The sequence below is a fragment of the Leptospira levettii genome (assembly GCF_002812085.1).
Taxonomy (GTDB): domain Bacteria; phylum Spirochaetota; class Leptospiria; order Leptospirales; family Leptospiraceae; genus Leptospira_A; species Leptospira_A levettii.
In genome coordinates this window covers 120,744-139,175 of record NZ_NPDM01000007.1, presented here as the reverse complement: position 1 = coordinate 139,175, position 18,432 = coordinate 120,744, and the positions used below count along the sequence as shown (strand labels likewise).

16 protein-coding genes are annotated in these 18,432 nt (G+C 39.2%); 9 read left to right on the top strand and 7 right to left on the bottom strand.

Annotated elements, in window-relative coordinates; all coding sequences use genetic code 11:
- Positions 1-14: 14 nt before the first annotated feature.
- On the bottom strand, positions 15-3,743 hold the full coding sequence (locus CH354_RS16690; protein ID WP_100727314.1) for a Cna protein B-type domain protein: 3,729 nt from the start codon (positions 3,741-3,743) through the stop codon (positions 15-17).
- Positions 3,744-4,028: 285 nt separating this feature from the next.
- On the opposite strand from CH354_RS16690, the gene CH354_RS16680 reads away from it, so the two are divergent.
- The 7 genes from CH354_RS16680 (at position 4,029) to arsB (ending at position 9,557) form a co-directional block, all read left to right on the top strand.
- A complete protein-coding gene (locus CH354_RS16680; RefSeq protein ID WP_100720573.1) occupies positions 4,029-5,207 on the top strand; it encodes a DUF445 domain-containing protein in 1,179 nt (392 codons plus the stop codon).
- Complete coding sequence (locus tag CH354_RS16675) at positions 5,204-6,166, top strand: NAD-dependent epimerase/dehydratase family protein (protein WP_100720563.1); 963 nt, start codon at positions 5,204-5,206, stop codon at positions 6,164-6,166. The genes CH354_RS16680 and CH354_RS16675 overlap by 4 nt, the downstream gene beginning before the upstream one ends.
- Before the next feature lie 29 nt (positions 6,167-6,195).
- Complete coding sequence (locus CH354_RS16670; protein ID WP_100727398.1) at positions 6,196-6,999, top strand: hypothetical protein; 804 nt, start codon at positions 6,196-6,198, stop codon at positions 6,997-6,999.
- Positions 7,000-7,188: 189 nt separating this feature from the next.
- Positions 7,189-7,530, top strand: coding sequence for an ArsR/SmtB family transcription factor (locus tag CH354_RS16665; protein ID WP_100719751.1), 342 nt, complete (start codon positions 7,189-7,191; stop codon positions 7,528-7,530).
- 1 nt (position 7,531) lies between these two features.
- Positions 7,532-7,951: an arsenate reductase ArsC gene (locus CH354_RS16660; RefSeq protein ID WP_100719772.1), complete on the top strand. Its 420-nt coding sequence runs from the start codon at positions 7,532-7,534 to the stop codon at positions 7,949-7,951.
- Between the two features lie 10 nt (positions 7,952-7,961).
- On the top strand, positions 7,962-8,522 hold the full coding sequence (locus CH354_RS16655; protein WP_100727316.1) for a DUF6428 family protein: 561 nt from the start codon (positions 7,962-7,964) through the stop codon (positions 8,520-8,522).
- Positions 8,523-9,557 carry an ACR3 family arsenite efflux transporter gene (gene arsB, locus CH354_RS16650; protein WP_100727317.1) on the top strand — a complete coding sequence of 345 codons (1,035 nt, stop codon included), beginning with the start codon at positions 8,523-8,525 and terminating at the stop codon, positions 9,555-9,557.
- An 11-nt stretch (positions 9,558-9,568) separates the two neighbouring features.
- On the opposite strand, the gene CH354_RS16645 is transcribed toward arsB, so the two are convergent.
- The 6 genes from CH354_RS16645 to CH354_RS16620 all read right to left on the bottom strand — a co-directional run bounded on the left by CH354_RS16645 (position 9,569) and on the right by CH354_RS16620 (position 16,509).
- Positions 9,569-10,819 (bottom strand): NADH:flavin oxidoreductase/NADH oxidase family protein, encoded by a 1,251-nt coding sequence (locus CH354_RS16645; RefSeq protein ID WP_100766545.1) that lies wholly within the window; start codon positions 10,817-10,819, stop codon positions 9,569-9,571.
- 90 nt (positions 10,820-10,909) lie between these two features.
- Positions 10,910-11,920: a sensor domain-containing diguanylate cyclase gene (locus CH354_RS16640; protein WP_100727319.1), complete on the bottom strand. Its 1,011-nt coding sequence runs from the start codon at positions 11,918-11,920 to the stop codon at positions 10,910-10,912.
- A 40-nt stretch (positions 11,921-11,960) separates the two neighbouring features.
- Positions 11,961-12,548, bottom strand: a complete 588-nt coding sequence (locus CH354_RS16635; RefSeq protein ID WP_100727320.1) for a DUF6962 family protein — start codon at positions 12,546-12,548, stop codon at positions 11,961-11,963.
- 47 nt (positions 12,549-12,595) lie between these two features.
- Positions 12,596-14,407 (bottom strand): PAS domain S-box protein, encoded by a 1,812-nt coding sequence (locus CH354_RS16630; RefSeq protein WP_338092392.1) that lies wholly within the window; start codon positions 14,405-14,407, stop codon positions 12,596-12,598.
- 246 nt (positions 14,408-14,653) lie between these two features.
- Positions 14,654-15,010, bottom strand: coding sequence for a GNAT family N-acetyltransferase (locus CH354_RS18485; RefSeq protein WP_100727400.1), 357 nt, complete (start codon positions 15,008-15,010; stop codon positions 14,654-14,656).
- A 332-nt stretch (positions 15,011-15,342) separates the two neighbouring features.
- On the bottom strand, positions 15,343-16,509 hold the full coding sequence (locus tag CH354_RS16620) for an acyl-CoA dehydrogenase family protein (protein ID WP_100719757.1): 1,167 nt from the start codon (positions 16,507-16,509) through the stop codon (positions 15,343-15,345).
- A gap of 59 nt (positions 16,510-16,568) precedes the next feature.
- On the opposite strand from CH354_RS16620, the gene CH354_RS16615 reads away from it, so the two are divergent.
- Together CH354_RS16615 and CH354_RS16610 are read left to right on the top strand one after the other, a co-directional pair.
- Positions 16,569-17,639, top strand: a complete 1,071-nt coding sequence (locus tag CH354_RS16615) for an alpha/beta hydrolase (protein WP_100719758.1) — start codon at positions 16,569-16,571, stop codon at positions 17,637-17,639.
- Between the two features lie 55 nt (positions 17,640-17,694).
- Positions 17,695-18,399, top strand: a complete 705-nt coding sequence (locus CH354_RS16610) for an SDR family oxidoreductase (protein WP_100728373.1) — start codon at positions 17,695-17,697, stop codon at positions 18,397-18,399.
- Positions 18,400-18,432 lie beyond the last annotated feature (33 nt).

Sequence of the window (18,432 nt, the reverse complement as noted above, 5' to 3'; positions counted from 1 at the left end):
CGATAAGTATCTCTCTATTGATACATCGATCGTTCGATAAAATTGGTTGCTTTACAACTTCCAACACCCACATCAGTGACGGATTTGTCTTGTGCAATACAGAAGAGTTTCCACCAACGATTGGAATAGTTTGGTGCGATGGAATAATTTCTCACTTCACCAACACTACCTTTGAAGATTCTAACCGTTGCGCCAGAGATTCCCATACTTGCTTCACCAGACCAGTTATAAACGCTATAATAACGATTTGGTTGGTTCCAAATAGAACCTTGCACAGTAATGGTTTCTGGGCCATATCCAGTTGTAATATCAAAGTCCAAACTTCCATTCCCTGCACCTAACGGAGTTTTATTGTTCCATACGATGCGGTCGTTTGCTTGGTTTCCATATTGCATATGGGAATCCAAGTCTCTTGGTTTTGCTCCCCAAGAAAGGACAACTCGCATTTCGTTTTCACCGAGGATTGGTGTGACTAAGATGTTCTGGTTGGCAGGAGTTTCTGATCCAGCGGAAACAACAGTTCTATATGTTGTTGAATAGTTTTCTTGAACAGAAGTACAATCTCCACGTTTTCCAGAACCTGATACTTCGAGAGTATAGTTTCCTGGAGGGACTGATGGAATGGCATAAGATCCATCCGTCGAGGTTTTCACAGCTGGAATTGTCACTCCGTTGGCATCTATCGCATAAGGACCTGACTTTACATTCACACCCGGACGGATACGTGCTGTTAGGTTACAAACTCCAGTATTGTATAACGCTGATAAGGCACGCCCAGAAACCGTTCCACTTGTTTGGCTTCCTGGAACAAAGGTAATGATATCAAAGTTAGTCGTTACATCAGCTTGGATGTCAACAATCCCTTCCACGGTTTGGTAACCGGCAGATACAAATCGAACCTTCCAACGACCAGCATTGATATTAAAAATTGTATATTGGCTCGAATTTGAGAAAATTGTAGAGCCAGTTGCAATGGATGCAGGTTGGACACCAGCTGATGGACGTAATGTTCCTCCATTTGGATCTACAATTTCTAAGGAATAAGTTCCAAGGAAAGCAAATCCACCAGGAGTTCGCACTGATCCAGAAAGGTTACCTCGACCATCATTTGTAATCACTGGAGTGTTTACGACAACAGTTCCACCACCAGTGCCAACTTCGACTGGGAAGTAAGTGGTGATTCCATTTTTTTCGACTCGTAAATGGTAAGAACCAGGTGAAAGGAATGGGAAACTATAACTACCGTTTGCTTGGGAAGAAACAGATCCAACTGTTTGGTCATTACCAGAAGATCTCGTGGATGAAACCGAACAATTCGGAGCATCAAACCCGCCTGAGCAGTCTCTTTTCACATCTGGAGTGAAATTTCCACCAACTAACCTACCTAATGTAATCGTTGCACCACTAACAACGGAAGTTGAAACCGCATCTGTTACGACACCGGTGACAGTTGCTCGTGGGCTATGTAGAACTACTCCGTTCAATTGGTAAATAGCTGGATTGGAAGCGTATAAATTTGTTGCAACCGATGAAGTGTCAACACGAAGGCTATTGGAAGACAAGTAACTAGACTGATACGATGGAGCCACTCGGTCTACTACAATGATTTGGTAAGAACTTTGTCTGAAGTTGTATTCGGTTCCGCCAATGATGTCTACAGAAGCAGTATTGTCATTCGCACGTGCAACACTCGGAGTGTTTGAGAGTGTTGTTGCGGACCCAGTTCCCAATTGGTAAAGTGCATAGGTTACTTTTCCAGCATCATCATTTGTGAAAGGAGATGGTAACACTTGTGGTAACGTCACAACATAAGAACTGCCACCAAAACTAAATTGGCCAGAGTTTGTTGTCGTGATGTGAACAAGAGAAGCTCCTGCATCATTTGTATTCCCTAACATCACAACATACAATCCAGATTGAGTTGTATGGATTGAGTTTGTGTTAGGAGCAGCATCCCTAACGGAAATAGAACCGGTTATCTGTGAACGTGTTGCGATGGAAGTCATAGAAATGGTTCCCGCATTATAAGTTGCGCCATTTAAACTCACTTGTAATGGATTGGCAGAACAAGGAGTTGGATGATTGCCACAATAGTTTTCAAATCCTGGTGCAGAAATATAATATGCCCAAAGTCCACTAGCACCAAGGAAGGATACTTCTTTGGAAGTTGGATTTACTTCATATACTTTGTTTGCATATATTTGGTAAGCCCAAGGACCATTCCCTTGCACATTTGCCAAACAAGTTGCTGTTGGATTGATAGCACAGGAGCAAACAGAACCCGTTGGATTTAATGCACAGTTGGTTCCTGCAACGGCACTTAAGGATTCAAGAATCCAAAGTTTGATTGCATTCCCTAAAATTGGGTCATCTTTCAAATAAACAATGTTAGATGGTGCTTGGTTCGATGAAGGTCGAAAGTTAATCACAGCACCAGCAACGTGATCATTATTAGCATCCCTTACGTATCCAACCACCAAGGATGGTTTGGCAACAATGAGAATTGGATCATTAAGAGTGACTGATTTTGATCCACCATTTGGAGCCGCTGTAAAAAGAAAGGATTGGGTGACTGTGTAAAAAGAAGGGTTAGATACTTCTAAATAGTAGACCCCATTCGTTAATTCAAATCCTTCGATTGAGAAATTTCCATTTCCTGTGATCTGAACTGTTTGTAAAATAGCACCTTGCTCATTTTTAAGTTTGATAGTAAACACGGAAGTTTGGTCATTCGAGAGTGCACCATTTCGAATCACTCCAGAAAGTAAAAGATCACTTTCTGTTGCCGCCATCCAAGGTAAATTAGTAACTCCTAAATCAATAACAGCCACTGTATTTGGATTGGTACCAGGAAACGTAAAATGTACGCTTTCTTGGGTGGTCGCATAAGGTTGGCCAGAGACTACAACTGAATCTCCTACATAAACTACCGTATAATTTCCGTTAGGGAGAGGATTTATCGAAATCACATATTGCCCATTGACATTTGTAACTCCGGTTCCTACTGTGTTTCCATTAGAGTCAAGGATGTTCACCACAATCCCTGCCACTGGCCCAGAAGGAACGGTTACACCACCACCAGAAAATCCAGGGCTTGTAACTACACCTGTAAACTGAGCAGGTCCTTGGGCATAATACATTCTTTCAGCAAACAAATTGCCCACATTCACTAGAGTGAATGGAGTTTGTGTTGGGTTATACACATACGAAAAGTCTTGGTAGGCATAATTTAAACCATAACCAGTGTTAATGAGAACGCGATAATTGTTATTAGGAAGATCCGCTAAATCAAATTGGAAACTTCCATTTGCTTCGGCAAATTTTGAAGCAACCAGTGTACTCACTTCCCCATTCGCTACTTCGATGCGAACAGAAATTAAAGTGAGATCAACACAATTCGGAAGTGCCGGTGCTCCTGGATTGCCACAGATCACATTGGCAGGGACTCCTGCTACGACTGGTACAATGGAACCAATGACACGTGCTGGTCCATGGTTTGGAACTTCTTGTTCGGAACCATTACTCGGAACTTCATCCGGATCTGTGACTATGATGGAACCACCAGAAGGAGGGAGGGGAACACCATTGGAATCGGGAGGGAGTTCAGTTTGTCCACCGTTATCAGCAACGGCACCACCAGTACCTAACAACAACCAGAACGGCATGGATTTTTTCTTACGAGAACAACCCACGGATACAATAGAAATGAGTACGAGAATGGTGAACAACCCTCGAACGCGCATAGACTTACCCTCTAATCAAATTCGCTTTGTGGCTTTTCGCCACTTCCTTTCAAATGACTTCGGGAAATTCCTAAGAACTTCCAAAGTGTACCATTTGTAGTCTGTTTTCGTACAGAAAGCAAACCTTTTTTAGGGGTATCGGCAAAAAATTTCCTTTTACAACCGATTTGGTTCAAAAATAGACAAGAAAATGAATTTCGATTGCCCATTCCTTTCCGCCACAAAGCCTACTCCTAGCGAAATATGTGGGATTTTTGGCTTTCTGTAGGCGGTTGGAAATTACTCATGATCCCATTCACGTATGGGTTTGTGGGTTGGGTCACCAATTGGTTGGCACTCAAAATGACATTTTACCCCATCCAATTCATAGGAATTCCTCCCTATTTGGGGTGGCAAGGGATCATACCCAGAAAAGCACATAAAATGGCGAGTAAGTCTGTGGATGTTATCACAGAACGCCTTCTCAACATCAAAGAAGTTTTCCTCAAAGTAGACCCCAAAAAAGCAGAGGTTGTTTTTTTACCAGCACTAGACTCAAGCATTCGTTATACGATCAAAGAGTTTTCGGATAGTTTAGATCCAAAACTTTGGGAAATCATTCCAGACATTGTCAAAGAAGAAATTTATCATAAAGTACGAAGGGAAAGTGGGATTACCATTCGAAAGGTCATTAAAAAACTCCAAGCAGACATAGATTCCTTATTTGATGTAAAAGCATTGGTATTAAAAAAACTATCCGGCAATAACGTAGGTTTGGTGGTAGAACTATTCCAAGAAGTTGGTGCTCCTGAGTTTCGTTTCATTGAACGATCTGGATTTTATTTTGGTTTTTTACTTGGCCTTGTCCAAATGATATTTATGATTTTTTTTCCTATGGCTTGGACACTTCCCATCCAAGGAGTGATTGTTGGGTATCTAACAAATTATTTAGCACTCGAAATGATTTTTAGGCCTCTACTCCCAAAAAAAATTCTGGGGCTTTGGACCTACCAAGGATTGTTTTTAAAACGACAAAATGAAGTTTCTCGGTTGTATGCAAAACTTGTCAGTGAAAAAATCCTAACACCCAAAAATATACTATCAGAACTTATATTTGGAAAAGCTTCTAAGGAAATCATTGAAATCATTCGCAAAGAAGTGAGTAGCCATGTGGATACTGTTACATTTCTTGCAAAACCGGCTTTGTATGCCACTGGTAAAATTGATGAATTTGATTCTGCAAAAGAAAGGATTGCTGTGGCGATGGCTGATAATGCGATTGAAAATGCTTTCCATTTAGAATCCTACTTAGGGGAATCTTTACAGATTGAAACAATGATGGGAGATCGAATGTCAGCTCTTCCTCCAAAAGAATTTGAATCAATCCTACGTTCGGCATTCCAAGAAGACGAAATGTTATTGATACTTGTTGGTGCTGCTCTCGGTGCACTTGTTGGATGGTTTCAAATGGTATTTATTATATGACTAAAACAATTCTCATCACTGGTGGTAGTGGAGTCCTTGGCAAAGCTTTGATACAAAAGTTAATCCCTGATTACAAAATCATAGCAATTGGAACCAACTACGCCAATTTTCCTGAATCCTTACGCCATCATAAACATTTTAAATTCTATGAAAGAAATTTAGCAACGATCCATGATCCAAAAGATTTTAATTTATCTGAGTCGATCCATCTCATTCTCCATTTAGCAGCTGTTGTATCGGGAGCAAAGGTTAACGAAGAAACTTATTACCAGATTAATGTGAATGCTACAAAACACCTTGTCTCCTATGCCGTTCAAAATAAAATCCCTCACTTTGGATTTGTGAGTAGTATTTCTGTGTATGGATCCAAAGAGATCAATTTAAATCTACAGAGTGAAAGACATGGTACCACAATTTATGCAAAAACAAAAGCATTGGCCGAAGATTTTGTTTTCCAAAGTGGTGAGAACTATTCAGTACTACGCTTAGCAAGTATTTACGGTAAAGGTACCAAAAGTTTTGTTTCCAAACTCAAATCCTTGATGAAAAAGGGTGTGTATCCGAAAATCCCTCCCGTTCGTAAAAAATCGATTTTACACATTGAGGATGCAACTGAGGCACTTTATCTTTGGACCAAACAATGTTTAGCTGGGAAAAAACCTGAAAAAGTGTATGTGTTTTCCCATCCTGAATTTGTGACGATCCAAGGTGTGATCCAAACTTTCCAGGATTTGGGAATCACAAAAAAACGATTAATACCGATACCTGTTTCGGGCGTTTGGTCCAAACTGGTGGAACTTGTCTTTCGTTTGATGAGTTGGATCCGAAAAAAACCTTACCATGGTTCTCCCCTGCAACCACTTCTCGAATCTGTGGCAATTTATGATGAAAGTTCCTGGGAAAAGATTGGCACTTTTCCAAAATCAGATTTACGAAAAGGGTTACTAGACTATCAATAATGGTAGGAGACTTAGCCGATATATTCAGTATGAAAAAGCGACTTTGCCTGATATTTATATTATGTCTATCTCTTACGGGATTGGAAGCTGCCACTTGGGTTGAAGACTCACTCGGATTTGCCTTTGAATACCCAAGAGGTTGGGCAAAGTCTGTACTACGGTATACGGACACGGTTCGCATCCAAATTGCTAAATCCAACCGTGAAGCCATTTTGCAAATTGATGTGGCTCGCCGAACCAAAGATTATGATATCGATCGCTTTATTGAAGAAACTGTTGATACGTTTTTAACAAAATACCCTGATCTAAAACTAGTAAGAGAAAAGGTTTTGGAAAATGAAATTGCTGGGTTTGATGAATCAACCTTTATTGTTTTGCATTATACAGAAAATAAACAAACCATCTCAAACCGTTTTTTATTCCACAGAAAAGGTGGAATGTATTATGTAATCCAGGCAAAAACCACTCGCGTATTATTTTCTAAATATGCCAAAGATTTGGATATGGTGATGAAAAGTTTTCGCAGAGAACCTCGGTCAAAGAATCGATGGCGTAACGATAGTTTGGCGTATCTTGACCCTGTCAAAGATGAAAGACTCATCCAATACATTTCCATCACCATCCGTCCAATTGATACTTTTCCTCATGAACAAGGAATCTCTCAAAAACAAGATGATGGTTGGTTATTTTCTGTAGAAGGAAACCACAAACCAAATGGTACAGAATTTGAATCGAGACCAAAACCAAGTGAACAATATTCCCCTGCCGATGTAAAACCAGACACTCCCACTTCTGATGATCCAGTGGTCATCCCAGACGGTTCTGGACTCTAGTCCTCTTAAGAACAAACATCCATTTTCGAACTAAATTTGGGAATGGATATTGTTTCAAAGTGATGATTCCTGTATCCAAATCGATATTTGGGATTTATCACTTCCAAGAATTCCATTCCTAACAAAAAAACCAATTTTCCCCTTGACCGATGGAATTGTTTTCCTTTTATCGTATATTTACGATATACTATGGCATTGAACAAAAAAACAGAATTCCCGGCCCCCATCCAAAGTTTTGCATCCTTTGCCAAACTCTTATCACACCCAGCAAGGATTGCGATTTTAGAGGTATTGGCCAAACGCCAAACTTGCGTTTGTGGGGAGATTGTTGATGTACTACCTCTAGCACAATCAACGGTTTCACAACACCTAAAGGAATTAAAGGAAGGCGGTCTCGTAAAAGGGGAAGTAGAAGGAACAAGTTCCTGTTATTGTATCAATTGGGATAACTTCAATCAAATGTCAGATGCATTGATTCAATCACTAAATACGATCAAAGAATTCCAAAAGGAAAATGGGAGCTGTTGTTAAAATGAAAAAAAATATTTTAATCCTATGTACAGGGAATAGTTGCAGAAGTCAAATCGCAGAAGGTTGGATGCGTTTTTATGCGAAAGAAAAAGCCAATGTGTACAGTGCAGGAATCGAAACACATGGAGTGAATCCAAAGGCAATCGCTACAATGAAGGAAGTTGGAATTGATATTTCCAATCATACGTCAAACCATATCAATGAATACAAAGATATCTCCTTTGATTATTTGATCACTGTATGTGATCATGCCAAAGAAAACTGTCCATATTTTCCGAGTGATGCAAAACGATTCCACCACAACTTCAGTGATCCATCTAAAAAAATCGGAACTGAAAACGAAATCAAAGAAGCCTTTGCAAATACAAGAGAAGAAATTAGAATGTATTGCGAAAATTTTATAAACAAAGAATTAAACTAACGAGGAATATATGAATCAATCGATGACATGGCATAATTTCAAAAAAAATCTAGAGTTGTATCCAGATTTACAACTTACATTTTTATACCAAAACCAAGAAAGAATTTATCCGAATTACCATATTACTGAATTTAAACTAGCAACAATCGAATCTGTAGATTGTGGAGGGAAATATGATACCTGGAAAGAAATCATATTACAAGTATTAGAACCGAAAGAAAAAGTTGAAACTGAATTAATGAACCTCAAAAAAGTGAATTCAATTTTTACTAAAGTATCTAATCTTATATCAATTCCAGATGATGCAATACTAAGAATCGAATTCGGAAATTCTAAGTCAGTTATGAGACAGTATTTTGTTTCCAATTTACAGATTGTTGGCTCTGAACTCGTTATGGAATTGGTAGATGGACAAACTGAATGCAAAGCAAACGAAAGTTGTGGATTAGAGAAGAGTTCCAATATTCCTATGTTTAAAAAAGAATTTGTAAGTACAAATCCGGTGGCACAAAACTCATGTTGCAACAAAAAACAAACAGAAACAAATCTAGAAAAAGTTGGTTGTTGCTAAGTGAAACATTTATCCTTTTTAGATCGTTTTTTGACAGTTTGGATTTTTGGAGCGATGCTCTTAGGTGTTCTAATTGGAAATTATTTTCCAAATTTTGTTGTGTTTATTTCATCATTCAATAGTGGTACGACCAATCTCCCAATTGCAATTGGCCTTATCCTTATGATGATTCCACCTCTTGCTAAAGTGAAATACAAAGAAATGGGAAAGGTATTTCGAGATGGAAAACTACTTTTACTTTCTCTTCTGCTCAACTGGATCATTGGTCCAATCCTTATGTTCATTCTAGCCATTTTCTTTTTACAAAATGAACCTGAATATAGAACAGGATTGATTCTCATTGGTTTGGCAAGGTGTATTGCTATGGTGATCGTATGGAATGACTTAGCAAAAGGAGATAGAGAATATGGTGCAGCACTCGTTGCTTTGAATAGTATTTTCCAAGTATTCTTTTATAGCTTTTATGCTTATTTATTCATTACTATCTTACCACCTTACTTCGGAATCTCTTCATCGAATGTCTCAATTGAAATTTCCGAGATAGCCAAAACAGTTGGAATTTACCTAGGAATTCCATTTCTGATTGGATTTTTATTACGATTTGGATTTGAATCATCGAACAAAAAAGAATATTATGAAACAGAATTCCTTCCTAAAATTTCGCCAATTACCTTAATTGCGCTGCTGTTTACAATCATTGTTATGTTTAGTTTAAAAGGCGAAATGATTTTAGAACTAACGGAAGATGTTATACAAGTTGCTATACCATTACTACTTTATTTTATCATCATGTTTTTCTTAAGTTTATGGATGGGTTACAAACTAGGTGTCGATTATTCAAAAAACGCAGCAGTTAGTTTTACAGCCACTGGGAACAATTTTGAACTGGCAATCGCAGTTTCCATTGGTGTATTTGGGATTGGAAGTGGAGCAGCTTTTGTTGGAGTCATTGGTCCACTGATTGAAGTTCCAACTCTAATTGTACTTGTAAAAGTGGCTCTTGCGTTTCGGGATCGCTTCTATTCTAAAATTTAAGTTAGCTCCTATCAAGACGAAGCCAATTTTGAATCCAACCAATGCCTGTATCTTTTTGTTAGTTTCGACAAACGGATTTGGTCCATAATCAATCGAAACCAAGGAGTTAGGTTTACGTTTGGTCTGTTTCCTTTTGCCAATCTTTGGAGTTGGTAACGGACCATTGACATTGTTGCAAGCCCAGTAAGTGTTTTTGATTTCCAATTGGGGATGGGCAATCTCAAATTGGATTCTTTATTTTCTTTCCATTCTTTTGGTAAATTTGGATTTAAAGCCAAAGCAGTGGCAATCCCAACGAGAGACACTCCTGATTCTAAAACTGACTCTAAAATTTGTTTTCTTGTGATTCCACCAGTCACCATGATGGGAACAGAAACTACCTTAGTTACTTCTCGTGCAAAATCCAAAAAGTATGCTTCTCTTGCCAAGGTGGAACCATCCTTTGCTATTCCTTGCATGGCAGGAGCTTCATAATTCCCACCAGATATTTCAATAAAATCAACACCTAACTTTTGAATCATATTGATGACAGATGTTGCATCTTCAAATTGGAATCCTCCTTTTTGAAAATCACTTGAATTAATTTTTACAGATACTATAAATTCAGGTTTTACACTCTTTCGAACAGCTTGGATCACTTCAATTAAAAACTTTGCTCTATTTTCCAAACTTCCTCCCCAAACATCTGTTCGCTTGTTTACTAAAGGAGAAAGGAATTGGCTAATCAAATACCCATGGGCTGCATGAATTTGTACTCCATCAAAACCAACCTCTTCCGCTAGTTTTGCTGTCATAACAAACCTTTGGATGGTTTCCAGAATTTCAGTTTCATCCATTGCTTTCGGTTTGCCTAAAAGTTTAGAAAGATTTCCAATATCGACTGCAACTGCAGAGGGAGCCCAAACATTACCACCTAACTTAGCTAATATTTGCCGACCAGGGTGGTTAATTTGCATAATGATTTTTCCACCTGAAGATTTTGCTTTGTTCGCCCAGGTTTTGAATCCATCTAACTTACTCCCTGACTCAAGGACCACACCACCAGGCCCAGTCATCGATCTATGATCTACCATTACATTACCTGTAATGATTGTCCCAACACCTCCCTTTGCCCACGCTTCATATAAATTCCAAAGTGCTGAATCTGGTTCTAAATTTTCATTGGATAAATTTTCTTCCATTGCAGCTTTCACTAATCGATTCGGAAGAATGATTCCATTTGGTAATTTGAGAGTGGTAAATAGTGAGGAGTTTGAATTCATCTTTTCTCTTTAGACAAGAAGAAGAGAAAACATATGAAAGAAAAATTTAAGGAATGCAACATGAGAAGCAGGGAATGAACTTTAAAGTTATTAGTTCTTTTTTCGTTCTCGTTTGTTCTCATACATCCTCTCATCGGCTTTTGCAATTAAGGATTCTAATTCATCTCCATCTTCAGGGTAATGGGCAACACCAACACTTGCTTTGATTTGAAGGGTTTGGGATTCATATAAAACTTCCCCTTCCACGATATTCATAATACTGGATAAAAACGATAAAACTGATTCTTTTGGATCTGGACTCATCAAAATTAATCCGAACTCATCACCACCCAATCTTGCCAATATATCCTGATCTTGGATCAGGTTTGAGAGGCGTTTTGCGAATTGTGCGATATAAAAATCACCTGCAGCATGCCCAAATGTATCATTCACTTGTTTTAAACCATCCAAATCAAACATAACAACAGTTAGTGAAATTGGATTGGATTGTAAACGAGTTATCCCTCTTCTTAAATAATCATAAAAAGCCGAACGATTGTAGATCCCAGTGAGTGTATCATGGCTTGCAAGATAGGACATAGATTGTAATCTTTTTTCTCGTTCTGCCCAACGGTAAGCATTGTGCAGTACAGCCGCCATTGTGCCTGACAACATATCGAGAGTATGGAGATCGTTTTCATGAAAGTATCCAGGTTTTGAACTGAATACCTTTAGTACACCTAACACTTCTAAATCGAAGTATAATGGAACTACTATCATGGATCGTAAGCCCACGACACGACAAGCTTCACGATTCACACGGTTGTCTTCTTCGGAATCTACACAGTATAAAATTTCTTTTGATTGTAAGCTGAGTCCTGAAAAACTTCCAGAAACATGTAGTCTTAATCCAATTTGATTGGAAGCAGAACCACTCGCAGCACGATATACCAAATCGTCACCTTCTACTAATTCGAATACTGCTCCTTCAGCAGAAACAAGTTCCTTGGAGCGAAGTGTGATTAAATCTAAAAGAAGTGGTATGTCAGGATTGGCAGCGGTGAGCTCTGTTTGAATCTTTAGTATTTTTTCTAAGGTTGACTCTGAAGGAGATGAGGCCATATCGTTTCAGAGTTACCTTATGGAAAGGATCAATATTGATCTAGCTTAATTTTCGAATTCCTTCACCTAAACAATAATTCGCAATCGCAAGTAATACGTGAAAGATATCAACGTTCAGGAAAGGTCCTGATGCCCCTTTCGTACCTATCACTAACCCTGCTAGTATAAACAACACAGCTCCCACAATTCCCATCATGGCCGCTTGGTTGTGCTTCGGGAAACGGATGATGGAACTGACAAGTACGATGACCATTGCAATTCCACCGACGACTGTCGAATAAATTGGAAGAGGTGCCAAATAAGCAAACACCAAATACAAAACAAAAAGGATGGTGATGAGGAGGAAAAAAGTTTTTTCCGAAATGGAACGAAAGGAAAAATGAAAAAAAGCAAGTCCGAGGAGTGGAACACCAAGACAACCAGAGAGGCCTACAAAAAAACGATAGATCGGATCGAGAGTATTGATGCCCAAAAAGTGAATGGACCCAAGTCCTGCTGATATACCAATAATCGCAAACCCATACAGTGCAGAGCGAGATGGAATGGATGATTTACCAAAAAAACGATACGCTACGCTGAGCGAAACTAAGGACAAAAACAAATCTGATAAAAATGTGGAAAGAACCATGGTGACAGAATTAGAACCAAATTCACCAAAGTGGCAAGTGAAAATCCTTATATTTTTGAATTAAATTCTGGAGGGATCACTTCTTGGGACTTTCTTACAATATCCCCAATGACATCGTCTAGCTCATTAGCAGAATCTAATAAATACCCTAAACTTTTATCCTCTTCCTCTTTTGTCAAACTGCCCGTACGAATGAGTTGGGTTAGACCCATAATTCTTGCCAGTGGGCTTCTCACTACATGTGACTGTGTCCAAGCGATTGATTTTAGTTTTTGGTTTTGTGTTTTGATCGCTTCCAATTGTGTTTCTTTTTCGGTCACATCATGAAAATTGTCAACGATCCCACCGATCGATTCATCTGATAACATATTGGTAAGTGTTGATTCCACATACCTCCATGATCCATCTTTGTGTTTGGCACGAAAGGTTTCACTTGGCAAAGACCCTCCTAGAGGTAATGCTAATACATCAAATAATCTTTTTTTAAGTTTTGGGGAATCATCGGGATGGACTACATCAAACAAATTGAGACTTAGAGCTTCTGTTTCCGTATATCCCATTACCTTTGTGATTGAAGGAGAAACATATTTTCCTTGGCCTCTTGGACTCAGGATCATGATGACATCGGCTCCATTTTCTACTAAAACACGGAACCTTTTTTCGTTTAGAATCAGTTCTTTGCTTTTCCGCATTAAGCTGGAGATATCTTTTGAAAAACAAGCAAGACCTGTTATTTTTTCGTCAACGTTTCGAATCGGATTAAATGAAACTTCTCTATGTTCTTCTTCAAGTGTGATTGGACTTATGAAATTTTCATAAGAAGTGAAGGATTCACCAGAGAGTCCTCTTTCATAGTATTCTTTCCATTTATAATAAAATTCTTCTCCAGCAGTTTTTACTAAGACTGAGTCTCCTTCCTTCGCGGGGTATTGTAGTAAAAAACTGAGAACATTTAAGAAGGATTGGTTTGCAGCCACCAAACAAAAGTTTGTATCAATAGACCAAATGAGATCAGAAGTTCCATTAATGAGTGCTTCTTGGTTTCGTTTGATCCGAATCAATTTTTCTTCGTTGATCACTTTTTCAGAGATATCACGAGTTAAACTTAATACGGAAGTGATTTCGCCTTTTTGGTTCGTCAGCGGTACTGCCGTACTTTCCATCCATCGATGTGTTCCTTTCATACCAATGATTCGAAAACGAGCACTTGATTTGATTCCTTTTAATGCATTTTCGTGAATACTTTGGTAGAATCTGAGATCAGAAGGTTCGATGAGTGGTTCTACTGTTTTTCCGATGGCATCTTCCGGTGTATCGGCTTCTATCATACTCAGCCCTGCTGGGTTCATTTCAATGAGGATGCCATCCGGGGAAACAACCTTCACACATTCTGGTTCTGATTGTAAGATAGAGCTGAGTCTTAACTCTTGTTGTTTGAGTTGTATGTAAGATTCGGTTCGGTCAGTAATGTCCTGAAATATCCCCAAAATTTGGATGGGATTACCGGAACCATCTCGAACCAGTTCTGCTTGGCTATGGATGGTTCGAACAGCACCTTTTTTTGTTACAAGTCGACATTCTAAATTGTAAGGAATGCCCTTCTTGATAACATTTTCCATATGTTGTTTTACTTTTTCTCGATCATCTGGATGGACAGAATTGTAACCTAACTCAAGCGAGACGGGCATCTCTATTGGATCCATTTCTAATATAGCAAAAACACCTTCTGACCAATGGATGGTTTGATTGATAAAATCAAATTCCCAATGACCCAGTTTCCCTAAAGATTCCATTTGGCGAAGGATTCGAAGGTAATGGTCTTCTTTTCTCGATTTTTCAGGGAATGGTTCTTTTGGGATACTTGTCACTGTGATTACCAATCCAAATGGGACTTAGAGTTTCTAAGATAAGAAGTCTTAAGTCAGCCACTTTTTTAAGGATAACAGAATCAGAAATAGAATTTAGGAAAAAAAGTTCATAAGAAGGGTTTGTTTCTGCCAGGGATCTGGAGGGTTTAGTCCTTGGTTTGAGTGGGAACGAACCAAGGACGGGAGCGTAAGCGCACCCCGTAGGAGCCCGCCCGGGCAGCCCAATCCTAAGCTGAGCTAAATTACAATTTTTTTCTCTAAACAAATCGCAGTTGGATCGGATGTCCATTTTCCAAATGCAGGAATTTTTTTGAATCCGATGTTTTGATATAGTGCAATTGCTTCTGGTTGGGGGGAACCTGCTCGTAAAATCATGGATTCATAACCATCTAACAATGCTTTCTTTTCTATTTCGACTAACAAAGATGTTGCGATTCTTAATTTGCGAAATTGAGGGAACACATAAACTGCGTCGAGCTCACAACTTTTATCATTAAACTTTGTATAGGCGACAGAGCCCATAGTTTCCTGGGTATCCAATGATTCTGCCAAGAGAAACATTCCCTTGGGAGGAAAGAAGTCATGAATTGACATTGGGTTCGGTGCACGAAAGCCATATCGATTTTGGATTTCTATCCAAAGTTGGTCTATACAAGATTGGGAAGTGGAATCGATTTCACTCGCCCACCGGAATTGGAAAATTCGATTCATAAATGTAAAAAGATGAACTCATTTGAATAGAAATTTGCAAATTCTATTTTTTGCTAGAGGGATTCTGTGGGTGGTGTAAGAGGGAGTCATTGGGTGGCGGGTGGTCACACCCCACCCAATCAGGGCGGGGATACCTACATCCAACCTGTACCACCCCAAAAAAAAAGCCCCCATCTCTGGAGGCTCCCTTTCAACTGAATTTCTTTTGGAAACTCTTAGTCTTTTTTCGAAGCTGCTTCTTTGATAACGTAAGCTGCAATTTCGTTCTTTTGGATTTGTGTCGTTCCTTCGAAGATTGTGAGGATTTTAGAATCTCTCATTAACTTCTCTACAGGATACTCTTTTGTGTATCCGTATCCACCAAAAATTTGAACGGCATCAGTAGCACACTGAACCGCACACTCAGATGCATATGCTTTTGCAATCGCAGAGTATTTTGGAAGGTTAGGATCGTTTGCATCAGAAAGACGAGCTGCTTTGTAAGTGATTTCTCTTGCAGTTTCTACTTTGATAGACATATCAGCTAACATGTGTTGCACTGCTTGGAACGTTCCGATTTTCACTCCGAATTGTTCTCTCTCACGAGCATAACGAGCTGCGTGGTCAAGTGCTGCTTGCGCTACACCCACTCCCATTACTGCTACGAATGGACGAGACGCATTCAAAGTTTGAAGAGCGTAAACGAAACCGAGGTTTTCTTTTCCTACTAATTGTTCTTCGCTCACTTCACAATCTTCAAAAATAACTTGGTGAGTAGAAGATGCACGGATTCCGAGTTTATCTTCTTTTTTACCTACAGTCAGACCTTTTGTATTACGTGGCACGTAGAAACAAGAAACTCCACGAGTTCCACGGTTTTTATCAGTATAAGCAAATACAGTAAACGCTTGGGCATCAGATGCACCAGTGATCCATTGTTTTGCACCGTTGATGACCCATTTGTCACCTTTTTTCTCGGCACGAGTTGTCATACCTGGAACGTCAGATCCAGCACCTGGTTCTGATAAACAGAAAGAAACTCCGAACTTACCGTCGGCAATTTCAGGAAGCCATTTCAATTTTTGTTCGTGAGTTGCACCTTTCAGGATAGGAAGGATTCCAAGACCCGTGTAAGCAAACCCTAGAGCGATTCCAAGGCATCCTCGAGACAATTCCTCGATTGCCAAACACTGCTCAATGGCTCCAAGTCCCCATCCACCGTATTCTTCTGGAATCACAAGACCGTTGATTCCAAGTTCGGAACGCATTTTGTTGATGAGTTCAGTTGGGTGTTGGTTTTTTTCATCCCAGTGCAAGGCTACTTCATGCGGGATTTCTTTTTTGACGAAGTTACGAACTAAATCTCTGATTTCAAGTTGTTGCTCTGTGAATTGGCTATACATTCCGGGATGTTCCTTCTAAGAATGGGGTATTTACTACCTTTTTTCGTACGACCCTTCCTGTGCCAAGGGTTTTTCTCTCTTTACAAGAAAGCAAATACACTGTAAAATTTTCCATTTGTATGGCTAAATCGTGTTCTTTATTCCACAACCTGAGACAGATCACTTCTGTCCTCCTTATCACAGTAACCTTTGCACTTGTTTCTTGCGCAGGTAGACCCAATTACCAATCTAAAGCAAACTTGAGTTATGCGAACTTTGAAGTATACTTCCAAGAGAAGTTAAACGAAAGTAAACGTAAAAACCACAGACCTGGAAACGAAGAACGTTATATCAGTTTTGGGAAAAAAACACCTCTCGCATTTTTATACATCCATGGGTTTGGTGCTTCTCGTGCTGAAGGTGAAGATGTAATGGAAAAATTGGCGAAAAAGTATAAGGCGAATACTTATTTGCTCAGACTTCCTGGTCATGGTACAAACAAAGAAGACCAAAGAGATCAAAATTTTAACAACTACTTAGATGCATCACGTGAAGCATTGTATATGATGCAATCACAAGGTGACAAAGTGATTGTGTTTGGAAGTTCTATGGGTGGACTACTTGCCACTTGGCTTGCATCGGAATACCCAGAAGAAGTGGATGGACTCGTACTTGCCAATCCCTTTTACGCACCTGTGGATGGAAGTTTAAACATCCTTAACTATCCAGGTGGACTTAGTTTCATCCATTTACTCAAAGGGAAAGTAAGAGCTTCCGTACATAACAATCCAAAAGTGCTTCCAGAACGAAATAACTTTTGGTATCCCGAACAATACTTTGCAGCACTCGTAGGTGTAAACGATCTCAAAAACTATGCAGCAGTACCAGATGTATTTCGAAAGGTTACTTCTCCTGCTTTGTTATTGTATTATTATAAAAACGAAAAAGAACAAGATCCAACAGCAAGTGTTCCCAAAATGTTGGAAGGTTATGCAAACTTTGGATTAGAAAAAACACCAAATCCTCTCAATAAAAAAGTCGCAGTTGAGAACGGAATGCATGTCCTTATGTCTAAATGGGTGATCACTGATAAAGTATTCATCGAAGCTCAAATAGATGTTTGGTTAAAAGAATTAATGAAAACCAAATAAAGTCTGTTAACATTTGATAGAGTAGATCGCGAAACCAAATTCAAAGGAGTTTCCCATGAACCAGAGTAAAGAAAAAATTGCACTTGTGACAGGTGCCAACCGAGGGATTGGGAAACAAGTTTCCATTGATTTGGCAAAACAAGGAATTTATGTATTGATTGCTTCTAGAAATGTTTCTGAAGCAGAAGACACTCTCAAACAAGTAAAGTCGGTTGGTAAAGGTGAGATCATCTCCCTTGATGTTTCCAAAGAACAGAGTATCAATGAAGCTTATGATATCATCACTGGGAGTTTTGGTCGTCTGGATATCTTAGTGAATAATGCAGGGATATTTACAGACCCAGGTTCATTTTTTGAAACCACTTCGGAAGAATTACACCGCACCTTACTGGTAAATCTATTTGGTCCATTTCGTTTGATCCAAGTTTTTTTACCGATGATGATCCAAAACAATTATGGCCGTATTGTCAATGTTAGCTCTGGTATGGGACAACTTTCCGATATGGGAGGAGGTTATCCAGCGTATCGAATCTCCAAAACAGCCATCAATGCTTTGACAAACCTTTCGAGCACAGAAGGTGTTGGAAAAAATATCAAAATCAATTCCGTCTGCCCTGGATGGGTGAAAACTGATATGGGTGGTACAAATGCGACAAGACCTGTGGAAAAAGGTGCGGAAACCATAGTATGGGCAGCGACTCTACCCGATGGTGGACCTACAGGGAAATTCTTTCGGGACAAAAAAGAAATTCCTTGGTGAAATCGAACCAAGGCATTCATTATGCCTTGGTTT